The organism is Paraburkholderia sp. J94 (genome assembly GCF_905220285.1).
Taxonomy (GTDB): domain Bacteria; phylum Pseudomonadota; class Gammaproteobacteria; order Burkholderiales; family Burkholderiaceae; genus Paraburkholderia; species Paraburkholderia tropica_A.
In genome coordinates, this window is sequence record NZ_CAJMZH010000001.1 from 47,409 (window position 1) to 73,671 (window position 26,263).

Genomic DNA, 26,263 nt, shown 5'->3' on the forward strand with positions numbered 1-26,263 from the left:
CAAGGCCTCGCGTGAATCTGCTGGTGCGATTCTTCTCGCGGGGTCAGGCGCTTTGCCGTTGCAGCGGACTGGTCTGACGATGCAGGCCGGAAATCAGGTCGGCCTGCGTGATGATGCCGACGAGCCGCCGCTCGCCGTCGACCACGGGAACGTGATGGTGTCCGCGCCCCGCGAACAGGCCGAGCAGTTCGACGATCGGCGTGCTGGCCGCCACGGTGCGCACGTGCGTCGACATCAGCATGACGACTTCGAGGCTGTTCGCGTGCGGGCGCAGCGTGGGCAGGATCGCGTAGAGCAGCACGCGCAGCGGATGCAGTTCGGCGCCGTCGTCGGCGAGGTCGGCGCGCGTGACGATGCCCTTCACGTGCTGCTGCGCATCGACCACGGGCAGCGCTTTCACGTCGTGCTGCTTGAGCAGTGCGCGCGCGGTTTCGACGGTCGTCGCGGGCGTGATGCTCACCACGTTGCTCGACATGACGTCGGCGCAGGTGAGTTCGCCGAAGCTGCGCGCATAGGCGCGGATTTCGGTTTCGCGCAGCAGCGCTTCGAGATCGTCGGTGTCGATGTCGAGCAGTTCGTTACGCTCGCGCAGCACGGCTTCGAGATCGGCGCGCGCGAAGCTGCCCGCTACGTTGCCGGCGACGGCGGGCTGCGCCGCTTTCGCGGCGGCAGCGGCAGGCGCGGCGTGCGGATAGCGATGGCCCGTGGCGGCGTGATAAACGAGCGCGGCCGCGAGCAGCATGAAGGATTGCAGCGCGACCGGCTCGAACACGAATTCGTAGCCGAGCGCATGCACGGCGGGGCCGCCGAGCACGGCCGTAAGCGCGACGGCGCCCGAAGGCGGGTGCACGCAGCGCAGCGTGAACATCGCGCAGATCGCCACGCCCACCGCGACGGCGGCGGCGATCACGGGATCGGAGATCAGCAGCGCGGCGGTCACGCCCACGGTGGCCGAGACGAGATTGCCGCCGATGATCGACCACGGCTGCGCGAGCGGGCTGGCGGGCACGCCGAACAGCAGCACGGCGGACGCGCCCATCGGCGCGATCAGATACGGAATGCTCGACGCGTTGCCGAGCAGATGATGCGAAAGCGCGCCCGTGAACGCGATGCCGATCAGCGCGCCGACGCCCGAGCGCAGGCGTTCGCGCCAGCGGAGCGTGACGGGGTTGGGCGCGAAGCGCGCCAGCCAGCGGAGCAATCTGTAGCGAAACACGGTCGTCATGGCGATCGAGGGGCGGAACGGCGCGTCCAGGCGGACACGTGCTTTGGGAAGTCGGCGATTATATCGCAACGTGATATATATGGTGACGCCCGAATTTTCCCCTCTGGACAGGCGGATCGGGATTCGTTAGAGGAAAGGACGTCGCTTGAAGTCGTGCGAAATAATTAGGTATTCGAATGAATCAGTCCATAAAAAAACGCCGGCGCGCACTGAGCGCGCCGGCGTTTTTTGCGTGTGGCGGTGCGTGCCGCCGCGCGGACGATCAGGCGGCGGGACGCTGCGCCGAAGCCATCGGCGGCGGATTGCCCGGATGGCCGTTCTGCGGACGATGACCATGATCGCCGGCCTGGCGGTTCTGCGCGGGCGCGTGATGCGAGGCGTTGCGATTCGGCTGGGCCGGTGCGTTCGGGCGATGCTCGGCGTGCTGCGGCCCATGCGCGGGCGGATGCGGCTGATACGCAGCCTGACGCGCCATCGGCCGTGCGCGCGGCGTCATCTCCACGCGCACGCGATGCACGGGCGGCCCGCCACGCGTGGGCGGCGGCGGCACGAAAGCGGTTTGCATCGGCAGATGGCCGTCGTGATGCGCCATCACGTTGCGCAGTTCGGCGCGGCGGTGCATGACCTCGCCGCGCAGATCGCCGCGTCCGTAATAGTGACGATGACGATGGCCGTCGGAGCCGACGAACCAGATATAGGTCGCGCCGCTGGCGTACACCACGTCGCGGTCGGCCGCGATGGAGACGTAGGCGTCGTGCGGTTCCGGCACGTAGACCGGCGCGGCCACCACGACGGGCGCGGGCGGCGGCGCGACAACGGCCACGGGCCGGGCGGGCGTCGCGGCCACGCGCGTGTCGGCGACGCAGCCGCTCAGCAGCAGCGCACCCGCGAGCGGCACGATGGGCGCGAGCGCGGCGAGGCGGCCGAGGTGGGGGAAGGCAGTGAGGGCGCGCGTTTTCCCGTTCAAGCGTGGCTCCGTGATGGATGGTTGAAAGCTCATCCGGTTAACGGCAGCTTTGAGCGGTGTCTTGAGGGCGCGATCGCGTTGGATGAAGGCGCAGCGATGAAGCGACGATGCCGATGCGGATGACGAAGCCGCCGCGCCTCACGCGCCGAGCGTCTTCGCCATTTCCGTCGTCGCGCTCCAGCCGAGGTCGCGATAGAGATCGCGGCCCTGCTCGGTCGCGTGGAGGATCGTGTAGCGGATGCCGCGCCGCGCGAATTCGGCGTCGGCGAGGCGCATCAGTTCGCGCGCGAGGCCGCGCCGCCGCATTGCGGGCTCGACGTAGACGTTGAGCACATAGCCGCGCCGGTCCTGGTCGGGATGCGCGGGGTGGGGCGGCCAGTCGATTTCCATCAGGCCGATGCCGGCCACGGGCGCGCCGTCCGCTGTGTCGTCCACTGCGCCGTCGGTCGCGCAGAGCATGAAGCCGAAGTAACGCCCGTCGGCGAGACGCGGCGCGAGCCACGCGCGGAAGTGCGCGGTCATCGTCTGCAAGGTGGCGGGATCGCGTCCGGCCTCCAGGAACATCGCTTCGCGATGGCGGCAGACGTGTTCGAGATCGTTGGCGTCGAGCGGACGCACGGCGAGCGCAGGCAGCGCGGGCAACGCAGACTGTCCCGTCATGGCGCCTTGCTGCCTTCGATTTCGCGCAGGATCTCGTCGAACGGCGCGGGCTTCACCAGATGGCGGTCGAAGCCCGCTTCGCTGGTCGCCTGGCGGTCGCGCTCCTGGCCGTAGCCGGTCAGCGCGATCAGTTGCGCGTGCGCCGTCGCGGGCTGCGCGCGCAGCGCCTTGGCGAGCGCGTGGCCGTCCATGCCCGGCAGGCCGATATCGAGAATCGCCACGTGCGGCAGGAAGCTCTGCGCGATCGCGAGTGCGGTCGGGCCGTCGTGGGCCACGCGCACGTCGTGGCCTTCGAGTTCGAGCAGCATCAGCAGCGAGGTGGCGGAATCGACGTTGTCGTCGGCGATCAGCACGCGGCGTTTCGGCGTCGATGTTTCGATATCCGAAGGAATGGCGCTGGCGGGCGGCGTGTCCACGTCCGGCGCGACACTCAGCGGCAGGCGCACTTCGAATTCGGAGCCATGGCCGACGCCTTGCGAATGCGCGGCGACCGAGCCGCCGTGCAGTTCCGCCAGTTCGCGCACGAGCGCGAGACCGATGCCGAGTCCGCCGTCGGCGCGTTTGAGGGCTTCGCGTGATTGCATGAAAAGTTCGAAGACATAAGGGAGTTCGTCGGGCGCGATGCCGATGCCATTATCGCGCACGCGGATCGCCACGTCGCGCGCGCTCACATCGAGCCGCAGACCGATCTCGCCGCCCTCGGCCGTGTACTTCGCCGAATTCGACAGCAGATTGCTGATGATCTGCGCGACGCGGATGCCGTCGCCGACGATATGGATCGGCCCCGGCGTCATCTCGACACTGAGGCGCTGCTGTTTCGCGTCGAGGAACGGGCGGCTCGTTTCCACGGCTATTTCGACGATCTGGCGCAGATCGAGCGTGCTCATCTGCAAGGCGATCTTGCCGTGCGAAATGCGCGAGACGTCGAGCAGATCGTCGACGAGACGGCCCAGATGCTCGACCTGGCGGCTCGCGATCAGACGCGCATCGGCGCGTCCGGCGTCGCTCGCGCCGTGACGAGGATCGAGCAGTTCGATCGCGTTGCGGATCGGCGCGAGCGGGTTGCGCAGTTCGTGCGCGAGCGTGGCGAGGAAGCGGTCCTTGCGTCGGTCGGCGTCGCGCAGCGCTTTTTCGGCGGCGTACAGGCGCAGCAGCGCGCGCACGTTCGCGACCAGTTCGGCGGGCTCGACCGGCTCGGTCAGATAGCTGTCCGCGCCGCCGTCGAGCGCGCGGATCTTGTCGCGCGCCTGCACGGCCGCAGCGGACGTTTGCAGCACGAGCGTGGAGTTCGTCTGCGGATCGCTCTTGATCAGGCGGCAGACTTCGATGCCGCTGATGTCGGGCAGCTTCACGTCGAGCAGCACGAGCGCGGGCGCGTGCTCGCGCACGGCGTCGAGCGCGGCCTGGCCCGTGGCGGCTTCGATCACGTCGAAACCCACGTGGCGCAGCACGCGCGATTTCACGTAACGCGCGCCTTCGTTGTCGTCGACGTTGAGGATCAGGGTGGCGGCGGGCGTCATGATGCGCCGTCTCCAGATGTGGCGCGCTCGGCGGGCGCGGTGTTGTGGGATGCGCGTGGCTCGTCGAGTGTCGCGTCGTGTATCGCGTCGTGTGCCTCGCCGGTTTCGAGCCGCACCGGCACGCTCAGGTAAAACGTCGAGCCCACGCCCGGTTCGCTTTCCACGCCCACTTCGCCGCCCAGCAGCGCGGCGAGCTTGCGGCACAGCGGCAAGCCGAGGCCCGTGCCCTTGACGTGCTGTTGCAGGCGGTTCTGCACCTGGCCGAATTCCTCGAAGACGATCTGATGATGTTCGGCCGCGATGCCGATGCCCGTATCCGCGACGAAGAACGCGATGCGCGCGCCGTCCGCCTCCACGCGTGCGCCCACGCGGATCTGGCCGCGCTCGGTGTACTTGAGCGCGTTCGAGACGAAGTTGCGCAGGATCTGCGTGAGCTTCGGCTCGTCGGTGTAGAGGCGCGGCAGATGCGCGGTCGAGGCGAATTCGAGCGTGACGTGCGGCGTGGTGAGCAGCGGCATGAGCATGGTGCGCAGCGCGCCGAACAGATCGGCGGGATCGAACCACGCAGGCGACACCTCGGTTTTGCCCGCCTCGATCTTGGCGAGATCGAGCAGGTCGTCGACGGTTTCGCCGAGCGTTTCCGCCGACGAAAGAATCAGCTGGACCTGGCGGTCCTGCTCGTCGCTCAGATCGCCGTCGAGCCGGTTCAGCAGCAGGTTGGCGAGCGCGCGGATCGAGCTGAGCGGCGTGCGCAATTCGTGGCTCATGTTCGACAGAAAACGCGTCTTCATCATGTCGGCGCGGCGCAGTTCCTCGGCGCGCTCGTCGAGTTCCGCGTAGAGCGCGACCACGCCGCGATTGGTCGCCTCCAGTTCCTGCGTGAGCCGCGCGAGTTCGTCCTGGCGCTCGCGCAGTTCGTCGAGCGTGGCGACGAGTTCGCGGTTCTGCTGGCGCATCTCTTCGAGCGAGTCGGATTCCAGCGCCTGCGGCTCGCCCGCGCTCACGCCGCGCACGATGCGTTCGAGTTCGTCGCCGCGCAGCGCGGGACGCTCGGGCGGCAACTGGCGCGCCATCGTCACGGTCGTGCCTTGCGGCGTCGAGTCGATCTCGAAGCGGTCCATCAGGCGGCGGCTGCCCGTGATGCCGAGCCCCATGCCGCCCGGCGATCGATATGTGCCGTCGAGCACGGACTCGAGTTCGCGCACGCCGTGGCCGCGATCGCGCACGACGATCTCGAAGGCTTGCGGCGCGCAGGCGCTGTCGAAGGCGAACAGCGCCTCGCCGCCGCCCGCGTAGTCGACGGCGTTGCGCGCGATCTCCGAGACGGCGCTCGCGATGCGCGTCTGGTCGAGCGGCGAAAAGCCGAAGCCCGCCGCCAGTTCGCGCGCGCGCCGGCGCGCGGCGACGACGTCCTGGGCGGCCTCAAGCCGGATGCGCAACAGTGGCGTATTCATGATTCAACTGTACTCCCGGCTGCGCCTTGACGACGACGACGGTCGCGTCGTCGCGTCGTCGCGAGAAATCGCGATACAGCACGGCGGCGATCACCACGGCGGGCTGATGCGCGAGGCCCGGCCAGGCGGCGAGATCCCAGCGCGTGCCCACGCCGTCCGAATGCAGGATCAGCATGCCGCTGGCGCGCCATGCGAACTCGAATTCCTGGGTGCCGCGCATCGTATGGCCGACGATGCCGTTGCGCGAGACGAGCTGATAACTGTCGCGCGCCGCGCTCGCCAATCCCGAGCCGGCGGCCGTGACAGCAGTTTCCGTGCCGCGCGTCCAGGCGCGGCCGCTGCTTGAGGCGCTCATGCCGCCTGGCGCGCCCGGTCCGCTCATCACGGGCTTGTCGGTGCCGAACGCCGCCGCCGCGATATTGCCGGTGCCGCAAAAGCTCACGGTCGAGCGCGCGAGGTCGAAGCGCGCGAGCGCGAGCGCGGCGCCGCGCGTCGGGCGCAAGGCGGCGTCGGTGAGCGTCATGAGCGCGGCGGGCGCGAGTCCGGCGCGGCGGCGCAAGGTGTCGAGCGCGGCGGTCGCGGCCACGTGCGCTTCGGCGCCGTGGCCGAGGCCGTCGGCGACCGCGACCGTGAAGCCGTTCTGGTCGGCCTGCGCGCGCCAGCCGTCGCCGCAGACTTCCTCGCCCGGATACGGCACGCAGACGCCGCCGATCTCGGGCCCGGACAGCGCCGCGCGCGACGCGGCCTGCGCGCCGGTGGCGGCATCGCCTTGCGCGACCAGCACGCGCAGCACCGTGCCGTGACCCGGCTGCGACCACAGCGAGAACTGGTCCGAGAGCCGCCGGATCGCGCCGAGCCCGGTGCCCGGCGTGCCCGCGGTCGAGTGGCCGTCGGCGAGCGCGGCGTGCACGTCGCTCATGCCGGGGCCACGGTCGAGCGCGATCAGCTCCACGCCATGGTCGAGCGCGCGCACCAGCAGTTCGCCGTGCCCCGCGTGCTTGAGGATATTGGTGGCCGCCTCCGTGAGCACGATCGCGAGCCGCCCGGCGCGCGTCTCGTCGAGACCGGCCAGATGCGCGGCCTGCGCCGCGCCGCGCCGCGCGAATGCCACGCCGCTCGCGTCGCCGATCTCAAAGGAGCGATGCGTGCCGCCGGCCATGCCGGAGGCGCCGTCTAGCGTACTTTCCATTTCGTGATGGTCACGGTGGTGCCGTTGCCGGGCGTCGAGTCGATCGAGAATTCGTCGCACAGGCGGCGCGAACCGCCGAGCCCGAGCCCGAGGCCGTTGCCGCTCGTGAAACCGTCCCGCAGCGCGCGTTCGATATCGGCGATGCCGGGGCCGCCGTCGATGAACGTCAGGCGCAAGCCCACGCGCACGCCGGACGTCAGCACCTCGACGCGCGCGTCGCCGCCGCCGCCGTGCTGGAGCGTGTTGCGCGCGAGTTCGCTGGCCGCCGTCACGAACTTGGTCTGCTCGATCAGCGAAAAGCCCTGGGCGATGGCCTGGTCGCGCACGATCTGGCGCAGCCGGACGATCTCCTCGTCCGAGCGCAGGCTCACCTCAGCCACGGTCTGTGCGCTCGCGCCGGTGCCGTTCATGTCGAAAGCAAACGCCATGCTAGGCGCGACGCTGCTTGAGCAGCGCCATGCCCTTGTCGACGTTCAGGGCGGTGCGCACGCCGTCGAGCGTGAGCCCGAGTTCGACCAGCGTGATCGCCACCGAAGGCTGCATGCCGACCACCACGGTCTGCGCATCGAGCACCATCGCCATCGCGGCGGTGTTGCTGATCATGCGGCCGATGAAGGAATCGACCACGTCGAGCGTGGATATGTCGATCAGCACGCCCTTGGCCGACTCCTTGACGATGCGCGCCGTGAGGTCGTCCTGTAGCGCCATCGCGAGACGGTCGTGCATGTCCACCTGAATCGTGACGATCAGGCAGTCGCCCATGCGCAGAATCGGAATGCGGTCCATTGCGCGTCCTCCTTCGTCGTGTATCCGTGCGCCGTCGTTCACGTCGCCCGGTCGCTCGCGCCGTTCAAGACGCGGCCTTCGGCGTGACGATGGTCGAGCCGGTGCGTTTCAGCGCGACCGTGAAGGCGTCGGCGAGCGTGGATTTGGTGGTGACGTTGGTCAGATCGACGCCCAGATGCACGATGGTCTGCGCGATCTGCGGACGGATGCCGCTGATGATGCAGTCCGCGCCCATCAGGCGCGCGGCGGCCACGGTCTTGAGCAGATGCTGGGCGACCAGCGTGTCGACGGTCGGCACGCCGGTGATGTCGATGATCGCGAGGCTCGCGCCGGTATCGACGATCTTCTGGAGCAGGCTTTCCATCACGACCTGGGTGCGCGCCGAGTCGAGCGTGCCGATCAGCGGCAGCGCGAGGATGCCTTCCCAGAGCTGCACGACCGGCGTGGACAGTTCGAGCAGTTCTTCCTGCTGGCGCGTGATGATCGCCTCGCGGCTTTTCTGGAACGCTTCGGTCGTGTAGAGGCCGAGGCCGTCGAGCAGCAGATTGACCGACCAGCTCAGGTCGGCGAGTTGGGCGGCGTCGCTCGCGAACGCTTCGCGCAGGCGCGCGTAGAGCGGCTGCTTGAGCGAGAACACGAAGGTGGCCGTCTCGACCGGCGTGTAGCCCTGGCGCGCGCGGTGCGCGGACATGTCGGCGAGGAAGGCGCGCACCGGCTCCCATTCGGGACGCAAGGCGTCGAAGGTCTCGGCGCGCGCGAGCGTGTCGAGAAAGGTGTTCAGAAAGGCGGAGAACTGTTCGCGGATTTCGGCTTCCATCGCCAGGCCGCGGCGCAGCGCGATCGGCAGATGCAGGCGGATCCAGTCGGCCAGCAGGGCGTCGCGGTGCTGATTCAGGACGTCCGCGAGGCGGGCCCGGTCGGGTGTAGTCATGCGACCTCCTCTCCGTGTCGGCGGTCTCTTTTTCGAGACGAACCGCTGAACCTTACACCATCCACCCGATTGAAGCTATTACTCACACGGAAAAGGTTCGCGAACATGAAGACGGCCGATACGTGCCTGAGCGCACCTTCGCGGCCCGCCAATCCTGCTGTAATCACGGGGCTTTTCGCCTTTTCATGGCGTGCTTGTAGTTTTTACAGAGTCGAGGCGATGCGGGCGCGCGAAGCAGGGCGCGCACGCACCGCGCGGCCTTGGTGCGGCAACGCACGCAGCGGGGAAGAAGTCGGCTTGCAGGCCGAAAACGCGGCTGGTACGGAGCTTGCTCCAGTTAGCCCGCCACACACAAAAACGAGGAGAGGGGTGCCACATGAAGATCGATCCCGTTTCACGACAGGAATCGACGCCGGGCAGTCTTGCGAGCGGAACGGCAGGGGCCGTGTTCACCGCGTCGCCGGGCTTGCCGGACGCGCAATCCGGGGACGAGCAGGATGCAGGGAGTGTTTTAGGCGGCGACGTGCTGTCACGCTTGTCGTGGTGCGTCGCCTGGCTGTTCGGGCTGGAGGCGTTCTTCGCCGAGCCCACGGCCCAGGCCGGCTGGCAGATGGCTAACAGGCAGGGTAGTGTAGGGAGGAAGCGCGATTGAGCTGTTCATAAGCGCGCAATCAGGGCCGGTGCGGCGCAAGCCGTGCCGGCCGTCACATTTTAGCGATCTGAATTTCCACGCCTCTGCGGCGCATTTGCGGCACATCTGTCATCCCGAAGTCATCCTCAAGTCATGCGCCGACAGATGCTGGCCGTCACCGGGAAACATCTGTAACCAGGTTTCTTCATATGTAACGTAACGTAACAGCGCGCCTCGGGCGCAGCCCGGCGTTGCGTTACGCTTGCGCACTTCCGGTCGACTTCGGGCGACGTCGAACCGCGACGCGGACTCCGTCACGGGCCGCAGTCACTGCGCGATCGCCGCCGCGATTTCAGCCAGTTTCAGCCAGTTTTCAGTCCGCCCGGCACCCGCCGCGCACCGGCCCGCTGCCCGCATCGCGGCCGCGCTGGCGGCGACGCTTTAGACTGGTCGTCAGCGGTCCTCGCGCCGCCCATCCGCCCCGCGCCCGCGCAGCGTCGCGCGCCGGCCCGCTTCCCCACGATCGAGACGGACGAGATATCGAATGAAGAGGCTCTTTTTGCTTGCCGCGCTGTTCACCAGCTTCGTGACGGGCTTCGTCCCGGCCGCGCGCGCCGCGCAGGAGGTCGACCAGTCGGACCCGCAGGCGCTCATCAAGACGGCGACCCAGCAGGTGCTCGACGAAGTGCGCGCGCAGTCCATCGCGCCCGACGATATCGCCCGCATTCGCGCCATCGTCGATCGCGACATCCTGCCTTACGTCGATTTCCGCCGCACCACGCAGCTCGCGATGGGGCCGCACTGGCGTCAGGCGACGCCCGCGCAGCAGCAACAGGTGATGGAGCAGTTCCAGCTCCTGCTGATCCATCTGTATGCGGGCGCGCTCGCGCAGCTCAAGCCCGACCAGCAGATCGACTATCAGCCGATGCGCAACGCGCCCGGCGACACCGACGTGGTCGTGCGCACGCTCGCGCAGACGAGCGGCAAGCCCGTCGAGATCGACTACCGGCTCTACAAGACGCCGCAGGGCTGGCGGCTCTACGACCTGAACGTGCTCGGCGCGTGGCTGATCCAGACCTATCGCGCGCAGTTCAACGAGAAGATCCAGCAGGGCGGCGTCGACGGGCTGATCCAGTTCCTCAGCTCGCGCAACCAGGAGTTGCAGGCGGGCAAGCCTTGACGTGCCGCGCCGGAGCCGCCTGGAACTGCGCGGCGCGGCGCACATGCGTTACGCTCACGTCCCGGCGCGCGCCATGCTCTGAATGACCGGGACTAACACGCAAAGCCGCACGCAAAGCCGTACGCAAAGCCGCACGCAGACCCGCCCGCCGCCGCGCCTGGAGCCGGGCGACTACGATGAAAACCAGACGGGCGCCGACGCCCGAACCCTTACCGCAACGCTGACCGCTTCGCCATGAATTTTCCGCTGCCGCCCGACGCGTCGTCTCGCCGACCGTCGGATTCCGCTTCCGAGGGGCCGCATGCCGCTTCCGACGGCGCCGCCGAGCGCCTGTCCGACGACGCGTCCGGCCGACCGTACCCCATGCCCTGGCAGGTGCCGCATCCCGGCTCGGCCACGGGCCGCCGCAACCGCGTGTTCCCGCCGAGCACGCCCACGGTCCACACGCTCGCCTCGGTCATCACCGGCGTGGCGGTGGTCTGCGCGCTGTACTTCGGCCGCGCGGTGCTGATTCCGATCACGCTCTCGGTGCTGCTGAGCTTTCTGCTCGCGCCGCTCGTCAACACGCTGCGGCGCGTGCGGCTGCCCGAGTTCCTGTCGATCCTGATCGCCGTGCTCGCCACGGTGCTCGCGCTCGCGGGCGTGAGCGCGCTGATCGGCGCGCAGATCGTGCAGCTTGCCGCCGACCTGCCGCAGTATCAGGAGGAGATCGAGCAGAAGGTGCAGACGGTGCAGCAAAAGACCGTCGGCCGCGCCGATTCGCTGATGACGCGCGCCGCCGTCGCGCTGCAACGCGTAACGCCCACGCCGCCGCCCGCGCCGCCGCAGCCGCGCGGCCGCGCCGCGCGCAACCAGCCGCAGCAGCCGATGCCGGTGGAAGTGCACACGCCCGCGCCCACGCCGCTGCAGCTCGCGCAGCGCGCGTTCTCGCCGGTGGTCGCGCCGCTGGAGACCGGCTTCATCGTGCTGGTGGTGACGATCTTCATCCTCTTGCAGCGCGAGGATCTGCGCGACCGCCTGATCAGCGTGTTCGGCTCCGACGACCTGCACCGCACGACCACCGCCATCAACGACGCCTCCGAGCGCCTGTCGCGCTACTTCGTCGCCCAGCTCGGCGTGAACGTTTCGGTGGGCGCGGTGCTGGCGATCGGGCTGGCGGGCATCGGCGTGCCGGGCGCGCTGCTGTTCGGCGCGCTCTCGGCGCTGCTGCGCTTCGTGCCGTACATCGGCATCTGGATCGCCGCCGTGCTCGCCACGCTGCTCGCCGCCGCCATCCAGCCGCAATGGACGATGGCGGTGTGGACGCTGGTCTTCTTCATCGTCGTCGATGTGGTGGCGGGCCAGTTCGCCGAGCCGATGCTCTACGGCCGCCGCTCCGGCCTGTCGCCGCTCGCGGTGGTGGTGGCGGCGATTTTCTGGAGCTGGCTCTGGGGGCCGGTCGGGCTCGTGCTGTCGACGCCGCTCACGCTGTGCATCGTCACGCTCGGGCGTTACGTGGATCGCCTGAACTTTTTGACCATCCTGCTCGGCGACCAGCCCGCGCTCACGCCCGCGCAGACCTGCTATCAGCGTCTGCTCGCCGACGATCCGCACGAAGCGCTGCTGCAGGCCGACCGCCTGCTCAACGAGATGCCGCTGATCGACTATTACGAGCAGGTCGTGTTCGAAGGCTTGCGCTTCGCGCGCAACGACGTGCTGCGCGGCGTGCTGCCCGCCGAACAGATCGCGCGCATCAACCAGGCGCTGCTCGATATCGTCGAGGATCTCGATTCCGTGGACGATTCGCGCCATGCGTCGCGCGGCAATGGCAACGGCAACGGCAACGGCAACGGCAACGGCGGACACGGCGCGCGCAAGCAGAACGCCGCCGGGCTGGCGGCCGAACTGCCCGCCGAGATCCCCGACGACGGCCGCGCGGTGCTCTGCGTGCCGGGGCGCGGCGCCTTCGACGACGTGGCGGTGGCGGTCGTCTGCCAGCTGCTCGGGCGCGCGAAGATTCCGAGCGCGGCGACCACCTACGAGGAAGTGCGCGCCACGCGCGCGGGCATGGTGGATGCGCAGACGAGCGCGGTCTGCGTGGTGTCGCTCGACGCCGCGGAGTCGCCGCCGTATCTCCGCAACCTGGTGCGGCGGCTGCGCGAGCGTGCGCCCGACGCGTCGATCGTGGTGGGCATTCGCGCCGTGCGCAGGGAGGAAGGCATGAGCATCGCCGACGACGCCCTCACGCAACTCGCGCCAACGCTGCGCGATCTGGTGGAGGCGTGCGGCACGGCGCTCGTCCAGCCGCGAGGCTGAGCGAACGCGTCGGCGAACTCGGCGATCCGGGCAGACGGGGAAAGTGTGGCGAGCGTGTCGAACGTTGTTTGCGCGTGACACGCAATATGACAGTCACGCGCGCGTCACATTGCACCCCGATGATATGCGGCCCTGCGCCCCTGGTTGCATTCCAGAGGTGTCGATCAAGGAGAGGAGAAGTGCTAAGCCCCCACGAGTTTGCCACGCTGATGCTGATCCGCCACGCGCCGGAGCAGATCGATATGAACCGCCACGAACTCGATATTCTTTTCGAGCGTCAGCTCGTCGCGCTCGAACAGCGCGCCGAAGGCATTCGCCGCCTGTCGCTCACGAGCGCAGGCCGTTCGCTGCTCGAAGCGCTCGGCCGCGCGCAAACGCGCCTCGTGCCGCACGAGGAAGCCGGCAGTTACGACGCGCATTGAATGTCGATTGAGCATCGGTTGATGCATCGATTGAACGTCGATTGAGCGTCCATTAAACGTCTATTGAACATCGAACGCGGCGCGCGCAAGTGAGCGTGCCGCAGCGATATCTGTTTCGGCGAAGTTCTTTCGTCGTTCGAACTATCCCCGTTTTTTCTTTTTCTTCGCTTCCGGCGCACGCAAAAAAAAGCGCCGGCGGCTTCCCGTCGGCGCTGAATACTTCGACTCTGCATGGTCCCAGAATGAACGGGGACAGGGTATGGCACGCGGCGCCGGACCGGCAAGTCAGGCGGCCCTTCGCCGCGCTCCATGAACGGATTAACGGATGACACCGCGATTCGGTGCATCAGGACAAACCCGTCCTTTCGCCGGGTGTCGCGGCATGTCGCGGCGTATTGCGGCATGTCGCGTCCTGACGTTCAGCATCGCTGAACGTTTTCGGCTTGAGCCTTGCGCTTTGCGCCCGCGCGCCGATTCCCGTGCGCTTAGCGGCGGTCGGTCCAGACCGTCTGCACGTTGCAGAACTCGTGCATGCCGAAGCTCGACAGCTCGCGGCCGAAACCGCTTTTCTTCACGCCGCCCACCGTCACGCGCGGGTCCGTCGCCACGTCGCCGTTGATGAACACCGCGCCGGTTTCCATCTGCGCGGCCATGGCGTCCGCGCGTTCGAGGTCGCGGGTCCAGATCGTGCCGCCGAGACCGAACTCGCTGTCGTTCGCCATCTCGACCGCGTGCTGCGCGTCGCGCGCGACGATGATCGACGCGACCGGGCCGAACAGTTCCTCGCGGAACGACGTCATGCCGGGCTGGACGTCGGCGATCACGGTCGGTTCGTAGTAGTTGCCCGGACCTTCGACCTTGTGCCCGCCCAGCACGAGGCGCGCACCTTCGGCGAGCGTGCGCTCGACCTGGCCGTGCAGCTCGTCGCGCAGATCGTAGCGCGCCATCGGGCCGATGAAGTTCGCCTCATCGCGCGGCGAACCCATGCGCAGCGCCTTGACGGCTTCGACGAAACGCGCCTCGAATTCGGCGGCCACCGGCGCTTCGACGATCAGACGCTTGGCCGCGAGGCAGACCTGGCCCGTATTGCCGAAGCGGCCCAGCACGGCGGAGCGCACGGCTTCGTCGAGATCGGCGTCGGCGAGCACGATGAAGGCGTCCGAGCCGCCCAGTTCCAGCACGCACTTCTTGAGCGCCGCGCCCGCGAGCTGGGCGATGGCCGCGCCCGCGCGCACGCTGCCGGTCACGGCGACGGCGGCGATGCGCGGGTCGGCGATCACCGGCGCGACGTCTTCCGGCGGCAGGTTCAGCACTTCGAATGCGCCGGCGGGCAGGTCGGTGGCGGCGAGCGCGTCGCGCAGCAGGTAGGCGCTGCCCATCACGTTAGGCGCGTGCTTGAGCACGTAGGTGTTCCCCGCGAGCAGCATGCTCACCGCGCCGCGCAGCACTTGCCAGATCGGGAAGTTCCACGGCATCACCGCGAGAATCGGGCCGAGCGGACGGAATTCCTGGCGCGCCGTGCCTTGCAGAACCGGCGTGGGCGTGGGCGCGAGCATGGCCGGGCCGTTCTCCGCGTACCACTCGCAGAGCGCCGCGCACTTCTCGACTTCGCCGCGCGCCTGGGCGATGGGCTTGCCCATTTCGTCGGCCATCATCAGCGCGAATTCGGTCTTGCGCTCGCGCAGCACACGGGCGAGCTGGACCAGCACGTTCGCGCGTTGCGCCACGGGCGTGTCGCGCCAGATGCGCGCGGCGGCGGCGGTGCGCGTGAGCGCCGCCTCGACGGCCTCGCGGCTGTCGAATGCGTGACGGGCGATGATCTCGCCGGTTGCGGGATTGAGCGAGACGGCGTGTTCCGTGCGGGTTGCTGCGGTCATGGTGGGCTCCTTGAGCGAGTGATTGCTGCAAGGATACGGGCTGGCAATGCTCAGTGAAAGTGAATAATATTGAACAAATTGTTCTCTCGGAGCGAATGCATGGAACTGGCCCAATTGCAGATTTTCAGGGAAATCGCCGACGCGGGCAGCGTGCAGGCCGCCGCGCAGCGCCTGCATCGCGTGCCGTCGAATCTCACCACGCGGCTGCGCCAGCTCGAAGAGGAGTTGGGCGCGGAACTGTTTATCCGCGAGAAGATGCGGCTGCGGCTTTCGGCGACGGGCGCGGCGTTTCTCGACTACACGCGCCGCATTCTCGATCTCGTCGACGAAGCAAAACTCTCGGTGGCCGGCGACGAGCCGCGCGGCGCGCTGCCGCTCGGCTCGCTCGAAAGCACCGCGGCCGTGCATATTCCGCCCGTGCTGGCGGCGTTTCACCAGCGTTATGCCGATGTGACGCTCGAATTTTCGACGGGGCCGTCGGGCGAACTGATCGACCGCGTGATCGAAGGCGAGCTGGCGGCCACTTTCGTGGACGGCCCGGTCGCGCATCCTGCGCTCACGGGCGTACCCGTTTTCGACGACGAACTGATCCTGATCTCCGCCGCGAACCGCGCGCCGATCAAATGCGCGCGCGACGTGAACGGCGCGAATCTCTACGCGTTCCGCTCGAACTGCTCGTACCGGCGCACCTTCGAGCGCTGGTTCGAGGAGGACGGCGCGGCGCCGGGGCGCATCTTCGAAATGGAGTCGTATCACGGCATGCTCGCGTGCGTCTCGGCGGGCGCGGGGCTCGCGCTCATGCCCGCGAGCCTGCTCGACAGCCTGCCGAACCGCAGTGCGGTCAAGGCGCATCGGCTGCCGGCGGCGTATCGCAAGGTGAATATCTATCTGGTGTGGCGGCGCGATTTGCGCTCGCCGGCCGTGCAGCGGCTCGTCGAGATGCTGGAGACGCAGCGCAAGGCGGGCGCGCAGGCCGGGCAGACTGGGGAAAGTGCGAGCGCGTGAGGGCGTGTCGGTGAAGCGCTAGCCGTGCTTGGGCGGCAAGGGTTGATCGAGGCCCGGCTCGGCAGGCGCGGGGACGGCGTCGCCGAACGGCCGGGGCAGGTCGACGGGCGGGGCGTCTTGATCGGGCGCGGGTTCGGGCGTTTGGTCCGGCTTGACGTCGGACTTGTCGTCAGGCGTCTTGTCGCGCGATTTTGGCGGCAGCGGCTGATCGAGGCCCGGTTCGGTCGGCGCGGGAATGGCGTCGCCGATGGGTTTGGGCAGGTCGGTGGGGCGGGTGTCGTCGTCGGGCGGCGTGTCGGGGGCGTCGGCGCGCTCGTCACGTTTGGCGCGCTCGTCACGTGCATTGCTGTCGCTGGATGGCGTGCTCATCGTTTGACTCCCTGAATCGGGTGATCGTGTTCGATGATCTGCATGGACCATGCCAATCGCGGCCTTGCCCCGTCTGACGTTGGATCTCAGGCGCGACGACGAGCGGTCAGAGCGATCGACGCGGTAAGCGCTGCTCTGGCGCTTGAAAAATCTGCGCGCCCGGCGCGGTGACGCGATCCGATATAGTGTCGGCGCGTAGTTTTCTTTGAGCCTGTCTTCAAGCCCTTCAGCAAGCGAACCCCATGCAAATCCTCGTCGATGCCGACGCGTGTCCCGTCGTCGTGAAGGACATCCTGTTTCGCGCGGCGCGCCGCGTCGAAGTGATCGTGACGCTGGTCGCGAACCAATATCTGCGCACGCCGCCGTCGCCGTTCATCCGCTCGATTCAGGTGCCCGCCGGTTTCGACGTGGCCGATAAACGCATCGTCGAAATGGCCGAGCCCGGCGATCTGGTGATCACGGCCGACATTCCGCTCGCGGCGGCGGTGCTGGACAAGGGCGCACGCGTGCTGGATCCGCGCGGGAGCTGGTTCACGGCTGAGAATATTCGCGAGCGGCTGACGGTGCGCGACGCGATGGAGCAGCTGCGCAGCGCCGGGATCGACACCGGCGGCCCGGCGCCTTATGCGCTGCGTGACAGCCGGACCTTTGCGGGCCAGCTGGATCGATTCCTCGCGACGGCCGCCACACCGAAGCGCGGGACGTCATGAGTCGACCGGATGAATGCGGCCAAACCATGCAATTAATGCATGCGTCAGACGAAAACAGCCGTGCCCGCGCCGCGCGCTACCGGGAGGTGCGCGGGTAAGCGGGCACACGCCGACGACGGCCTCACCCGGGCATTCGCGCCGGGGACGGCCGTTCAGCGGCTAACTGCGGGCTAACTGCTTAGCGGCGACGAGCTTGCGCCGGACGCGGGCCACCGCCCGATGCATCCTTGTGGCGGAAGTTGATGCGGCCCTTCGTCAGGTCGTAGACCGACAATTCGAGCGTGACGCGGTCGCCCGCGATGATGCGAATGTGGTTCTTGCGCATGCGGCCCGACGCGTAAGCGTTCACGACCACGCCGTTTTCGAGCGTGACGCGATACTTGCTGTCCGGCAGCACTTCGTCGACGACGCCGTCGAGTTCAAGCAGTTCTTCCTTCGCCAAATCCATTCCTCCTGAAATACACAATGCCGCGCTCGCGGGGAGCGCGCTGAGATGCCCTGTACGAACGCCGTCGGCTCGCTACGGTTGCCCGGTGCCCCGCGCCCGCGATGCACGCGGACGAGACGGCAAATGCGCTCGGGAACCGGCAACGGCGAGGCCCTCGGCCGCCAGAATCAGGCGATCCCGCACCGCGACGTTCGTCCGCCAATGCGTGGGCAACTCGTGCTCTTGATGAGCCAACCGTGAACACGGACGTGCTGGCGTGAGCCAGATTATCCGCCGGAACGACCATCGGGCGCGTGTGCACCAGGTGTCCTGGCCTGCGGGCGCAGCGAACACAAACGCGGGAACACGCACAAGATACGCGTGGCGTGTGACAGCCACGGTCTGAGACAGGGCAAGCGCGTCCAGCCAGAGGCCGGACGCGATGCAAACACCTTACAGCGGCGTGATGTTCGAAGCCTGGAGGCCCTTCGGACCACGCTTGGTTTCGTAGCTGACCTTCTGGCCTTCTGCCAGGGTCTTGAAGCCCGTGCCACGCACTTCCGAGAAGTGAGCGAACAGGTCGTCGCCGCCCTTGTCCGGGGTGATGAAGCCAAAGCCCTTGCTGTCGTTAAACCACTTGACGGTACCGGTTTCCACTAGAAAATCCTTGAATAAACAATAAACACACATGCGCCCCGGAAAGGGCGAATAAAGTATCAAGCAGGAGAGGTCAACGAGAGCCGCTAATGTCGATCAGCCAAAGCAGACCGGTAGCGGCAAAAGATGAGCAGACACAGCTGAAGATTTACCTGTCGACATTACACGAAGTCTGGCATCTGGTCAAGTGGCTTGTGTGCGTGCGGCGTTGCGGATCGCTCGCCCTTTCAGGCGAAGTGCGCGACGGGCGCCTCATACGTCACAGCGGCGCCACAACGCCGCCCTCGACCTTGAACCCGGCGATCAGCGTATTGAGCGAATTCGCGTGCTCGGCGAGCGACGACGCGGCCGCCGCGCTTTCTTCGACCAGCGCCGCGTTCTGCTGCGTGACTTCGTCCATCTGCGTGACGGCGAGGCCGACCTGCTCGATGCCGTCGCTCTGCTCGCGCGAGGCGGCGGCGATTTCGTGGATCAGCGTGGCGACGCGCGTCGTCGAGGTCTGGATCTCGGCCATCGCGCCGCTCGCCTCGGTGACGAGTTCCGCGCCGCTCGCCACGCGTCCCGTCGAGCCCGCGATCAGCGCGCCGATCTCGCGCGCCGCCGCCGAGGCGCGCTGCGCGAGATTGCGCACCTCGCCCGCGACCACGGCGAAGCCGCGGCCTTCCTCGCCCGCCCGCGCCGCTTCGACCGCCGCGTTGAGCGCCAGGATATTCGTCTGGAACGCGATGCTCTCGATCGTGCCGATGATGTCGGTCATCTTCGACGAACTGGCATGAATCTCGTGCATCGTCTGCTCCATGCGCGTGACCGCGTCGCGGCCGCGCCCGGCCACGTCGGAGGCGCCGAGCGCGAGTTCGCGCGCCTGCTGCGCGTGGACCGCGTTGGCCTGCACCGTGCCGATCAGCTCCTGCATGGCCGAAGCCGTCTGCGCCAGCGACGACGCCTGTTCCTCGGTGCGCTGCGAGAGGTCGAGATTGCCGGTGGCGATCTGCTGCGTGGCGGTCGCCATCGCGTTCGCGCCGCTGCGCACCTGCTCCATCGTCTCGCGCAGGCGCGTCTGCATCGCTGCGAGGCTGTCGAGCAGCAGGCCCATTTCGTCGGCGCGATGGGCGGTGACGCGGGTCGTGAGATCGCCGGCCGCGATTGCCTCGAAATGCGCCATCGCCGCGCGCAGCGGGTCCATCACCGCGCGACGCAGGCCGCGCCAGCTCAGGAACGCGATCAGCAGCGCCAGCGCGATGCTCGCGCCGCACACCACGCCGAGCGTGTGGAAGCGCTCGCTCGATTGCGCGTCGGCGCGTCGCGCGGCTTCGTCGAGATAGTTTTCGAGCGCGCCCTGGCTCGTGTTCATCGCGGTGTAGAGGCCGATCAGCTCGGCGGCGCGGTGCTCGTCCATCCAGCTCGTGTCGCCGCTGCGGATGGCGGCGATCAGGCGGTCGATCGCGTCGCGCCGCACGGCGCCGCGTTTGGCGTCGAGGTCGTCGGTGAGCGCCTGGAGTTCGGCGGTCTTGGGCAGCGCGCGGAACTGCTGCCACCAGCGGTCCGATTCGGCGAGCAGCATTTGCGCGCGGTCGAGCTGCGGGCCGAGTTGCGGCGAATGCGGATTCGCCACCGCCCAGTCGAGACCGAAGCGCGCGCGCGACATGGCCGTGCCCGATTTGCCGAGCGCCACCGCCGAAGCGAAATGCACCGCATACGCGTCGTGCTGCGCGCGATTGGTCAGATCCATGCCGATCAGGCTGACAACGCCCATCGCCACCACCAGTGCCCCGAGTGTCACGACCGTCAGCGCGAGTCGCAAATTGATAGTCAGGCTTTTCATTATTGTTCCATATACGAAACATCATGCCGTGTATGGAAAGTATAACGGCACGTTCGCACTGGAAATTAATCGGGTTCGTTGGGTGTTTACCCTTGGGGGCGGCGAGCGCTCGGGCGCAATTTATACAGTTTATATGTACAGTTTAACTGTATATATGCTAGTCTTCGCCCATGACAACGCGATCCCTTTCCCACTCGACCGATAACGCCACAAATAGCGTCACAGACAGCGCCACCGATCTGCCCGCGCTGGCGGGCGAGTTGCGCGTGGCCGTCGGCAAACTGGTCCGGCGTGTGCGCGGACAGGCGCAGGCCGGCGATTTCACCTCGTCGCAGAAGTCGGTGATCGTGCATCTGGACCGCAGCGGTCCGGCCACGGTCTCCGAACTGGCGCGCGCCGAAAGCGTCAAGCCGCAGTCCATGCGGATCACCGTCGCGGGGCTGGAGGCGCTGGGCGTGGTCGAGGGCGAGGCCGATCCCGACGACGGCCGCAAAACGCTCATCAAGCTCACGTCCGCGTTCCGGCGCAAGCTGCACGCGAGCCGCGCCGCGAAAGAGGACTGGCTCGTGCAGGCGCTGCAGGCGCAGCTTTCGGCGAAAGAGCGGGCCGCGCTCGCCGATGCCGTGAAGCTGCTGCAACGTCTCGCCGACTTCTAAACCGCATCGTCACGCCAGTCACGCCACGGAATCTCATGCCTTACACCGCGCTCGACCCCAACACGGCGCTCATCGTCGTCGACTTGCAGAAGGGCATCGTGGGTGCGCCCTTCGTGCATCCCATCGAACCCGTGATCGAACGGACCCGCGCGTTGCTGCGCGCGTTTCGCGCGCGCGGCTTGCCGGTCGTGCTGGTCAACGTGGCGGGCATCGCGCCCGGACGCACGGAGCGGCCGCGACGCCACGACGTGCTGCCCGAAGGCTGGACGGATTTCATCGACGATCTCGATCAGCAACCCGCCGATATCGTCGTGACGAAGCGCACGTGGGGCGCATTCGCTCACACCGCGCTCGACGCGCGTTTGAAGGCGCTGGGCGTCACGCAAGTCGTGATCACGGGCGTTGCGACCGGCACCGGCGTCGAATCGACCGCACGTCAGGCCTACGAACTCGGCTTCAACGTGAGCCTCGCGATCGACGCCATGACCGATGCGCGCGCCGAGGCGCACGACTACAGCATCGCGCACGTTTTTCCCCGCCTGGGCGAAACGGGCGTGGCTCAGGACATCATCGATTTACTTGCCGCGAGGAGCGTCTGAAATGGTTGGGTCACAGGTTGTTGCGTACTTCTTTGGCGGCGCATTGCTTGCGAATGCCGTGCCGCATTTCGTCGGCGGCGTGATGGGCGAGCCGTTTCAGACGCCGTTTGCGAATCCGCCGGGCAAGGGCTTGTCGTCGTCGACGGTGAATGTGCTGTGGGGATGCTTGAATCTCGTCGCGGGCTATTTTCTGGTCTGCCGCGTGGGCGATTTCTCGCTGAAGACGAGCGCCGATGTCGTGCCGTTCGGGCTCGGCGTGCTGGCGATGGGGTTGTTCGCGGCGCGCCACTTCGGCGCGCTGCATGGCGGCAATACGCCGAAAGGCACCTGATTCAAGGCTTTCGGCACGCATAAAAAAAACGCGCCTCGTGAGATACGAGGCGCGTTTTATATTTTTGCGGAATGCGCGGATGACGAAAATAATTCGCCATCCGAATCAATTATCAAGCCGCTGCAATTTCGATTACGTCGTCGGCTTCTTCGATTGCCGCGGTTTTCGCCGCGTGCTCGCGAATCAGGCGATACACCGTTTCGCCCGGCACCGTTTCCTCGTCGAGCAGCCGGTCGGCGATGGCGCGCAATACCGGTTCGTTCGCGCGCAGCAGCGCGAAACAGGCGTCGTTGAGTTCGTGCAGCAGCGCATTCGCGTGCTCGATCGCGCTCTTGAGTTGCAGCCCCGCCACCTGCTGCGGCAGCGCGGCGAGACTGAACAGATTGCCGTCGGCGTTGAAGCCGTGTTTCGACACCATGTCGAGCCCGATGCGCGACGCTTCCTGCAAGTCCTGCGCGGCGCCGCTCGACGCTTCGTCGAACATCAGCAGTTCCGCGTTGCGCCCGCCGAGCAGCACCTGAATCTCGTTGCGCATTTCCGTTTCGCGGTACAGATACTTGTCCTGCATCTTCGTGATGAGCGCCACGCCGAGCGCGCCGCCGCGCGGCAGGATCGTCACTTCTTCGAGCACGCCGGTGCCGAGCAGCGCGGCCACGAGTCCGTGGCCCGCTTCGTGAATCGCGATGCGCGTGCGCTCGTCGTCGGACAGCGCGCGCTCCGCGCCGTTGATATCGCCGATGCGCGCGATCTTGATGGCTTCGAGAAAATGCGCCGCGCCCACATGGCGGTCGCCCGCCTTGCGCGCGACGAGTCCCGCCTGATTAACGATCATCGAGAGCGTGGCGGGCGAGAGGCCGGTCGTGAGGCGCGCGAGCTGGTCGAAATCGATGTCGTCGGTTTTCGTCTTCAGATTGGCCGCGTAGAAGCGCAGGATGTCCGCACGGTCTTCGAGATCGGGCAGGCGCACGGCCACGGTGCGATCGAAGCGGCCAGGGCGGCGCAGCGCTTCGTCGAGATTGTCCGGGTGATTGGTCGCGGCCACGATGATGATGCCTTCGTTCGACGCGAAGCCGTCCATTTCCGCGAGCAGCTGATTGATGATGCGGTTGCTCTCCGCTTCGACCGGGCCGCCGCCCGTGTCGGTGCGCTTGCCGAGGCCGTCGGCTTCGTCGATGAAGATGACCGTGGGCGCGTTCTTGCGCGCGAGTTCGAACAGGCGCTTCACTTTTTGAATGCCGACGCCGTAATACTTCGCGCTGAAATAGCTGCCTGTGATCGCGATGAAGCTCGCGCCGCATTCGCCCGCGAGCGCCTGCGCGAGACGCGTCTTGCCGACGCCGGGGCCGCCCGTCATGAGGATGCCGCACGGCGCGCGCACGCCCATGCCGGTGAATTGCGCGGGTTCGGTGAGCCACGCGCGCACGTCGGCGAGCGCGGATTTGGCTTCGCCCGCGCCGATCACATCGTCGAAACGGAGCACGGGCGGCTTGCCGAGCAGTTGCGCGCCGCCCGTCATTTCGCGGCGCACGAACCATGCGAGGCCGCCGAGCATGAGCACGGAGAGCAGCAGGCTCAGCGCGTCGCGCACATGGTCGAAGGTGTCGCTCCAGCGCGCGAGGCCGGTGCGCACGTTGGCGTCGGGCAGCCACACGAGTTGCCAGGGCGCGGCGCCGTCCGGTTTCAGGTCGCCGAGCAGCAGGGCGTTCGAGAACGTGCCGTTGTGATCGGCGACGTAATATTTATCGCCTTGCAGGGTCGAAACCAGAATCGCGTCGCGGCTCACACCGATGGCGCGCACGTCATGCGCGCGGATATCGCCGAGCATGGCCGACACGTCTTTCTCGCGATGCGTCCACGCGGACGCGTCGTGACGCATCTCGCTCGCCACGCCGCTGAGCGCTTCGGGCTGGGGCTGCGTAACGGGCTCGGCCGGCTGTTGCCGCCAATGCAGAAAACCCACGGTTGCCGCGAGCGCGGCCACCGCCGCGCCGCACGCCACATAGCGGCCAACACGTGACCAGAGCGAATTTCTTGCCGGTTTCATCGAACACTTCCTGCGCGGGCCCGCTGGCGCGGCGCCCGAAAAACATCGTACGGGAGGGACTGGCGGCGCGAATCTCGGATGGTCGAGCGTTCGGCCTGAATGGAGGCGGATTGAAAAATCCCGACTGAAAAAATCGTTAGCAATGCGAACACGACCCTGTTTACTCGCATTTCTCCATTGGCATTATGCCCGCGCATTATGCCTGCGTTAACCGGCAATCAAAAACCGGGAATAGCGCAACAAGTGGTTTCAATCCGCGCATATGATTGGGGACGGTGCGCCGGTTCGGCGCGGGAATGGCGCTTGCTCAATGACCCAGACCGCCCTTGCATCGCGTCGGGCGTACGACACATTCCACACCGGACGGAGGTCACATCATGCTGTATTACGCGCTGGTATTTTTCATCGTCGCGATCGTTGCGGCGGCTCTGGGCTTCGGCGGCATCGCGGCTGGCGCCGCCAGTATCGCGAAGATATTGTTCTTTATCTTCCTTGTTATTTTCCTCGTCACGCTCGTCATGGGTCTGGTGCGACGGTAACGGCGCGTGGATTCATAGGTGTTCGAAGTAATTGAGCAAATAAGCGGATTCATCGCGCGGGCGGCGACTCCTCCGGTCGCCGCCCGCGAATGCGCGTGTTCCGTTCTTGTTCCGCCCTTGTTCTGCGCTTGACCACCCGTTCGACGTTAGCATCGTCGGCATGAATCTCTTTTCCGCTTCCCTCGTTTTCATCCCCGCATGTTGTCAGCCCATGCTGGGGGCCGGCTGCGTCTAGCGTCGGTACATGTCGCGCTTTACGACGACCCATTGCCATCTGGCCGCCCGTTGAAAAACCGGCGACTTTTTTGTCATCGAAAACGGCGCACACGGCCCACACCTCGTGCGCCAGACGTCGCCCGCCACGAGCCTGTGATCAGCGCCATGAGCGCGTTACATCACACCTGCTGCGCCTGCTGCGGATGCAGGCGTCGATGCATCGGCCCGAGCGCAAGCGAGATCAGCACGCAGACGCCCAAAATGCCGACCAGCGCGAACATCGAAATGCGAAAGCCCTGCACGTAATCGAGCGCGGCCGGATGCGCGCCGAGGTGCGAGAAGAACACGCCGCCGAGCGTCGCCGCGCCCACGGCCGCGCCGATCTGCAAGGTCGCCGTGACCATGCCGGAGGCCACGCCCGCGCGCGCTGGCTCGACTTCCGCGAGCACGATGCGCACGACCGAAGGCAGCACGAGCCCCTGGCCGACGCCCATCGCCGCGAGGCCGAGGTAGAAGCCCGCGCCGGGCGCGCCCACGTTCGCGAGCGACGCGGCCGCCGCGAGGCCGAGCGCGATCAGCGCGAAGCCGAGCGTCAGCACGCGATAGCCGCCGAGGCGGAACACGAGGCGCGGCATCAGCAGCGGACTCGACAGAAAGCCGAGACCGAACGGCAGGATCGCCACGCCGCAAGCGAGCGGCGTCCAGTGCAGCGCGCCTTGCAGATAAATGCCGTAGCTCAGGAAGAACGCGCTCAGCGTGTAGAACAGAAACGCGAGCGTGAGGCCGAGCGCCACGACCGGATTGCGAAACAGGCGCACGTCGAGCAGCGGATCGTGGCCGCGCGCGAGACTGCGCGCTTCCACGCGCAGCAGCGCGCCGAGCATCGGCACCGAGGCGGCCAGGCAGATCAGCATCCATGTGGGCCAGCCTTCCTCGCGTCCGCGCGTGAGCGGATAGACGAGCATCAGCAGAAAGAGCGACAGCAGCACGGTGCCCGGCACGTCGATGCGCGCGCCGCGCGGCGGGCGGCTTTCGGGAATGAAGCGCCAGCTGCCGAGCAGCGCGAGCGCGCCGATCGGCAGATTGACGAGAAAGATCGCGCGCCAGCCGAGCCCGAACGGATGCAGGCTGATGAGCGCGCCGCCGCCGAGCTGGCCGATCACCGCCGCGACGCCGAACACGAAGCCGTAGAAGCCCATCACGCGCACCTGTTCGTGCGGCGTGAACACGCTGCGGATGGTCGCGAGCACCTGCGGCGCGAGCACGGCGGCGAACAGCCCCTGGAGGATGCGCGCGCCCACCAGCATCGCGCCCGAGGTCGCGAGCCCGCAGAGCGTGGAGGCGAGCACGAAGCCCGCCATGCCGATCATGAACATGCGCTTGCGGCCGTAGAGGTCGCCCAGACGTCCGCCGGTGATCTGCGCGACCGCGTTGGCGCAGGCGTAGGCCGACACCACCATCTGGAGCTGCGCGGCGCTGGCGGCGAGGCCCGTGTGGATGGCGGGCAGCGCGAGATTCACGATGAAGTAATCGACGGGCGGCAGGATGGCGCCCACCAGCAGGACCACGAGCGCCCAGCCATGATGGCTGCGCGCGGCGGGTGCCGAAGCTTGGGCCGAAGCCGGAGTGGGAGCGGCTGAAGGGCAGACCGCCACGCTCGGCGCGGCGGCAAGTGAAGAGTCGGTCATGATGAACCTGTGTCGAAAGCGGGGGCGGATCGATGGAGATGACATCGCCGCCGATGAAGCCTG

The 26,263-nt window shown here is 67.3% G+C and carries 26 protein-coding genes; 10 read left to right on the forward strand and 16 right to left on the reverse strand.

The window, feature by feature from the left end; translation table 11 throughout:
• Positions 1-43 precede the first annotated feature (43 nt).
• From U4Y88_RS00200 to U4Y88_RS00240, 9 genes are all read right to left on the reverse strand, one after another.
• Positions 44-1,216 (reverse strand): HPP family protein, encoded by a 1,173-nt coding sequence (locus tag U4Y88_RS00200; protein WP_321782220.1) that lies wholly within the window; start codon positions 1,214-1,216, stop codon positions 44-46.
• A gap of 271 nt (positions 1,217-1,487) precedes the next feature.
• Positions 1,488-2,192 carry a hypothetical protein gene (locus tag U4Y88_RS00205; RefSeq protein WP_321781520.1) on the reverse strand — a complete coding sequence of 235 codons (705 nt, stop codon included), beginning with the start codon at positions 2,190-2,192 and terminating at the stop codon, positions 1,488-1,490.
• Positions 2,193-2,330: 138 nt separating this feature from the next.
• The gene (locus U4Y88_RS00210) at positions 2,331-2,852 is read right to left on the reverse strand and encodes a GNAT family N-acetyltransferase (protein WP_321781521.1); all 522 of its coding nucleotides are present in this window, start codon (positions 2,850-2,852) and stop codon (positions 2,331-2,333) included.
• The gene (locus tag U4Y88_RS00215) at positions 2,849-4,372 is read right to left on the reverse strand and encodes a response regulator (protein ID WP_321781522.1); all 1,524 of its coding nucleotides are present in this window, start codon (positions 4,370-4,372) and stop codon (positions 2,849-2,851) included. The genes U4Y88_RS00210 and U4Y88_RS00215 overlap by 4 nt, the downstream gene beginning before the upstream one ends.
• A complete protein-coding gene (locus U4Y88_RS00220) occupies positions 4,369-5,826 on the reverse strand; it encodes an ATP-binding protein (RefSeq protein ID WP_321781523.1) in 1,458 nt (485 codons plus the stop codon). The genes U4Y88_RS00215 and U4Y88_RS00220 overlap by 4 nt, the downstream gene beginning before the upstream one ends.
• Positions 5,795-7,015 carry an ATP-binding SpoIIE family protein phosphatase gene (locus U4Y88_RS00225; RefSeq protein WP_321781524.1) on the reverse strand — a complete coding sequence of 407 codons (1,221 nt, stop codon included), beginning with the start codon at positions 7,013-7,015 and terminating at the stop codon, positions 5,795-5,797. The genes U4Y88_RS00220 and U4Y88_RS00225 overlap by 32 nt, the downstream gene beginning before the upstream one ends.
• Positions 7,000-7,425, reverse strand: coding sequence for an ATP-binding protein (locus U4Y88_RS00230; protein WP_321782223.1), 426 nt, complete (start codon positions 7,423-7,425; stop codon positions 7,000-7,002). The genes U4Y88_RS00225 and U4Y88_RS00230 overlap by 16 nt, the downstream gene beginning before the upstream one ends.
• Before the next feature lie 19 nt (positions 7,426-7,444).
• A complete protein-coding gene (locus tag U4Y88_RS00235; protein ID WP_224011703.1) occupies positions 7,445-7,801 on the reverse strand; it encodes an STAS domain-containing protein in 357 nt (118 codons plus the stop codon).
• A 64-nt stretch (positions 7,802-7,865) separates the two neighbouring features.
• Positions 7,866-8,732 carry an STAS domain-containing protein gene (locus U4Y88_RS00240; protein WP_321781525.1) on the reverse strand — a complete coding sequence of 289 codons (867 nt, stop codon included), beginning with the start codon at positions 8,730-8,732 and terminating at the stop codon, positions 7,866-7,868.
• Between the two features lie 376 nt (positions 8,733-9,108).
• Between U4Y88_RS00240 and U4Y88_RS00245 the strand changes: the two genes are divergently transcribed.
• The 4 genes from U4Y88_RS00245 to U4Y88_RS00260 all read left to right on the forward strand — a co-directional run bounded on the left by U4Y88_RS00245 (position 9,109) and on the right by U4Y88_RS00260 (position 13,260).
• Positions 9,109-9,384 carry a hypothetical protein gene (locus U4Y88_RS00245; RefSeq protein ID WP_321781526.1) on the forward strand — a complete coding sequence of 92 codons (276 nt, stop codon included), beginning with the start codon at positions 9,109-9,111 and terminating at the stop codon, positions 9,382-9,384.
• Positions 9,385-9,907: 523 nt separating this feature from the next.
• On the forward strand, positions 9,908-10,543 hold the full coding sequence (locus U4Y88_RS00250) for a phospholipid-binding protein MlaC (RefSeq protein ID WP_224011706.1): 636 nt from the start codon (positions 9,908-9,910) through the stop codon (positions 10,541-10,543).
• A 363-nt stretch (positions 10,544-10,906) separates the two neighbouring features.
• Entirely contained in the window at positions 10,907-12,838 is a 1,932-nt protein-coding gene (locus U4Y88_RS00255) for an AI-2E family transporter (protein WP_321782224.1), read from the forward strand.
• 179 nt (positions 12,839-13,017) lie between these two features.
• Positions 13,018-13,260, forward strand: coding sequence for a hypothetical protein (locus tag U4Y88_RS00260; RefSeq protein WP_321781527.1), 243 nt, complete (start codon positions 13,018-13,020; stop codon positions 13,258-13,260).
• A gap of 485 nt (positions 13,261-13,745) precedes the next feature.
• On the opposite strand, the gene U4Y88_RS00265 is transcribed toward U4Y88_RS00260, so the two are convergent.
• A complete protein-coding gene (locus U4Y88_RS00265; RefSeq protein WP_321781528.1) occupies positions 13,746-15,137 on the reverse strand; it encodes an aldehyde dehydrogenase family protein in 1,392 nt (463 codons plus the stop codon).
• A 99-nt stretch (positions 15,138-15,236) separates the two neighbouring features.
• On the opposite strand from U4Y88_RS00265, the gene ptrR reads away from it, so the two are divergent.
• The gene (gene ptrR / locus U4Y88_RS00270; RefSeq protein ID WP_321781529.1) at positions 15,237-16,142 is read left to right on the forward strand and encodes a putrescine utilization regulator PtrR; all 906 of its coding nucleotides are present in this window, start codon (positions 15,237-15,239) and stop codon (positions 16,140-16,142) included.
• 18 nt (positions 16,143-16,160) lie between these two features.
• Here the strand turns inward: ptrR and U4Y88_RS00275 are convergent, their stop codons facing one another.
• Positions 16,161-16,511 carry a hypothetical protein gene (locus tag U4Y88_RS00275; protein WP_321781530.1) on the reverse strand — a complete coding sequence of 117 codons (351 nt, stop codon included), beginning with the start codon at positions 16,509-16,511 and terminating at the stop codon, positions 16,161-16,163.
• Between the two features lie 242 nt (positions 16,512-16,753).
• Between U4Y88_RS00275 and U4Y88_RS00280 the strand changes: the two genes are divergently transcribed.
• Complete coding sequence (locus U4Y88_RS00280) at positions 16,754-17,221, forward strand: YaiI/YqxD family protein (protein ID WP_321781531.1); 468 nt, start codon at positions 16,754-16,756, stop codon at positions 17,219-17,221.
• 178 nt (positions 17,222-17,399) lie between these two features.
• On the opposite strand, the gene infA is transcribed toward U4Y88_RS00280, so the two are convergent.
• From infA to U4Y88_RS00295, 3 genes are all read right to left on the reverse strand, one after another.
• Entirely contained in the window at positions 17,400-17,663 is a 264-nt protein-coding gene (infA, locus tag U4Y88_RS00285; protein ID WP_065064888.1) for a translation initiation factor IF-1, read from the reverse strand.
• Positions 17,664-18,101: 438 nt separating this feature from the next.
• A complete protein-coding gene (locus U4Y88_RS00290; protein ID WP_065064791.1) occupies positions 18,102-18,305 on the reverse strand; it encodes a cold-shock protein in 204 nt (67 codons plus the stop codon).
• Between the two features lie 259 nt (positions 18,306-18,564).
• Positions 18,565-20,127: a methyl-accepting chemotaxis protein gene (locus U4Y88_RS00295; protein WP_321781532.1), complete on the reverse strand. Its 1,563-nt coding sequence runs from the start codon at positions 20,125-20,127 to the stop codon at positions 18,565-18,567.
• Between the two features lie 170 nt (positions 20,128-20,297).
• Here U4Y88_RS00295 and U4Y88_RS00300 point away from each other — a divergent pair, with 170 nt between their 5' ends.
• The 3 genes from U4Y88_RS00300 to U4Y88_RS00310 are packed head-to-tail and all read left to right on the forward strand — an operon-like array spanning position 20,298 to position 21,713.
• On the forward strand, positions 20,298-20,783 hold the full coding sequence (locus U4Y88_RS00300) for a MarR family winged helix-turn-helix transcriptional regulator (protein WP_321781533.1): 486 nt from the start codon (positions 20,298-20,300) through the stop codon (positions 20,781-20,783).
• A 35-nt stretch (positions 20,784-20,818) separates the two neighbouring features.
• Positions 20,819-21,382 (forward strand): isochorismatase family protein, encoded by a 564-nt coding sequence (locus tag U4Y88_RS00305; RefSeq protein ID WP_321781534.1) that lies wholly within the window; start codon positions 20,819-20,821, stop codon positions 21,380-21,382.
• 1 nt (position 21,383) lies between these two features.
• On the forward strand, positions 21,384-21,713 hold the full coding sequence (locus U4Y88_RS00310) for a hypothetical protein (RefSeq protein WP_321781535.1): 330 nt from the start codon (positions 21,384-21,386) through the stop codon (positions 21,711-21,713).
• A gap of 112 nt (positions 21,714-21,825) precedes the next feature.
• Here U4Y88_RS00310 and U4Y88_RS00315 read toward each other — a convergent pair whose 3' ends face one another.
• Positions 21,826-23,757 carry an AAA family ATPase gene (locus tag U4Y88_RS00315; RefSeq protein WP_321781536.1) on the reverse strand — a complete coding sequence of 644 codons (1,932 nt, stop codon included), beginning with the start codon at positions 23,755-23,757 and terminating at the stop codon, positions 21,826-21,828.
• 377 nt (positions 23,758-24,134) lie between these two features.
• On the opposite strand from U4Y88_RS00315, the gene U4Y88_RS00320 reads away from it, so the two are divergent.
• Positions 24,135-24,296, forward strand: coding sequence for a DUF1328 family protein (locus U4Y88_RS00320; RefSeq protein ID WP_224011718.1), 162 nt, complete (start codon positions 24,135-24,137; stop codon positions 24,294-24,296).
• 395 nt (positions 24,297-24,691) lie between these two features.
• Here U4Y88_RS00320 and U4Y88_RS00325 read toward each other — a convergent pair whose 3' ends face one another.
• Positions 24,692-26,200, reverse strand: a complete 1,509-nt coding sequence (locus tag U4Y88_RS00325; RefSeq protein ID WP_321781537.1) for an MFS transporter — start codon at positions 26,198-26,200, stop codon at positions 24,692-24,694.
• Positions 26,201-26,263 lie beyond the last annotated feature (63 nt).

Bases quoted from the DNA above. Each gene is read 5' to 3' on its own strand.
- U4Y88_RS00210 (WP_321781521.1), bottom strand. From the start codon at position 2,852: ATGACGGGACAGTCTGCGTTGCCCGCGCTGCCTGCGCTCGCCGTGCGT.
- U4Y88_RS00215 (WP_321781522.1), bottom strand. From the start codon at position 4,372: ATGACGCCCGCCGCCACCCTGATCCTCAACGTCGACGACAACGAAGGC.
- U4Y88_RS00220 (WP_321781523.1), bottom strand. From the start codon at position 5,826: ATGAATACGCCACTGTTGCGCATCCGGCTTGAGGCCGCCCAGGACGTC.
- U4Y88_RS00225 (WP_321781524.1), bottom strand. From the start codon at position 7,015: ATGGAAAGTACGCTAGACGGCGCCTCCGGCATGGCCGGCGGCACGCAT.
- U4Y88_RS00230 (WP_321782223.1), bottom strand. From the start codon at position 7,425: ATGAACGGCACCGGCGCGAGCGCACAGACCGTGGCTGAGGTGAGCCTG.
- U4Y88_RS00235 (WP_224011703.1), bottom strand. From the start codon at position 7,801: ATGGACCGCATTCCGATTCTGCGCATGGGCGACTGCCTGATCGTCACG.
- U4Y88_RS00240 (WP_321781525.1), bottom strand. From the start codon at position 8,732: ATGACTACACCCGACCGGGCCCGCCTCGCGGACGTCCTGAATCAGCAC.
- U4Y88_RS00245 (WP_321781526.1), top strand. From the start codon at position 9,109: ATGAAGATCGATCCCGTTTCACGACAGGAATCGACGCCGGGCAGTCTT.
- U4Y88_RS00250 (WP_224011706.1), top strand. From the start codon at position 9,908: ATGAAGAGGCTCTTTTTGCTTGCCGCGCTGTTCACCAGCTTCGTGACG.
- U4Y88_RS00255 (WP_321782224.1), top strand. From the start codon at position 10,907: ATGCCCTGGCAGGTGCCGCATCCCGGCTCGGCCACGGGCCGCCGCAAC.
- U4Y88_RS00265 (WP_321781528.1), bottom strand. From the start codon at position 15,137: ATGACCGCAGCAACCCGCACGGAACACGCCGTCTCGCTCAATCCCGCA.
- ptrR (WP_321781529.1), top strand. From the start codon at position 15,237: ATGGAACTGGCCCAATTGCAGATTTTCAGGGAAATCGCCGACGCGGGC.
- U4Y88_RS00275 (WP_321781530.1), bottom strand. From the start codon at position 16,511: ATGAGCACGCCATCCAGCGACAGCAATGCACGTGACGAGCGCGCCAAA.
- U4Y88_RS00280 (WP_321781531.1), top strand. From the start codon at position 16,754: ATGCAAATCCTCGTCGATGCCGACGCGTGTCCCGTCGTCGTGAAGGAC.
- U4Y88_RS00295 (WP_321781532.1), bottom strand. From the start codon at position 20,127: ATGAAAAGCCTGACTATCAATTTGCGACTCGCGCTGACGGTCGTGACA.
- U4Y88_RS00300 (WP_321781533.1), top strand. From the start codon at position 20,298: ATGACAACGCGATCCCTTTCCCACTCGACCGATAACGCCACAAATAGC.
- U4Y88_RS00305 (WP_321781534.1), top strand. From the start codon at position 20,819: ATGCCTTACACCGCGCTCGACCCCAACACGGCGCTCATCGTCGTCGAC.
- U4Y88_RS00310 (WP_321781535.1), top strand. From the start codon at position 21,384: ATGGTTGGGTCACAGGTTGTTGCGTACTTCTTTGGCGGCGCATTGCTT.
- U4Y88_RS00315 (WP_321781536.1), bottom strand. From the start codon at position 23,757: ATGAAACCGGCAAGAAATTCGCTCTGGTCACGTGTTGGCCGCTATGTG.
- U4Y88_RS00320 (WP_224011718.1), top strand. From the start codon at position 24,135: ATGCTGTATTACGCGCTGGTATTTTTCATCGTCGCGATCGTTGCGGCG.
- U4Y88_RS00325 (WP_321781537.1), bottom strand. From the start codon at position 26,200: ATGACCGACTCTTCACTTGCCGCCGCGCCGAGCGTGGCGGTCTGCCCT.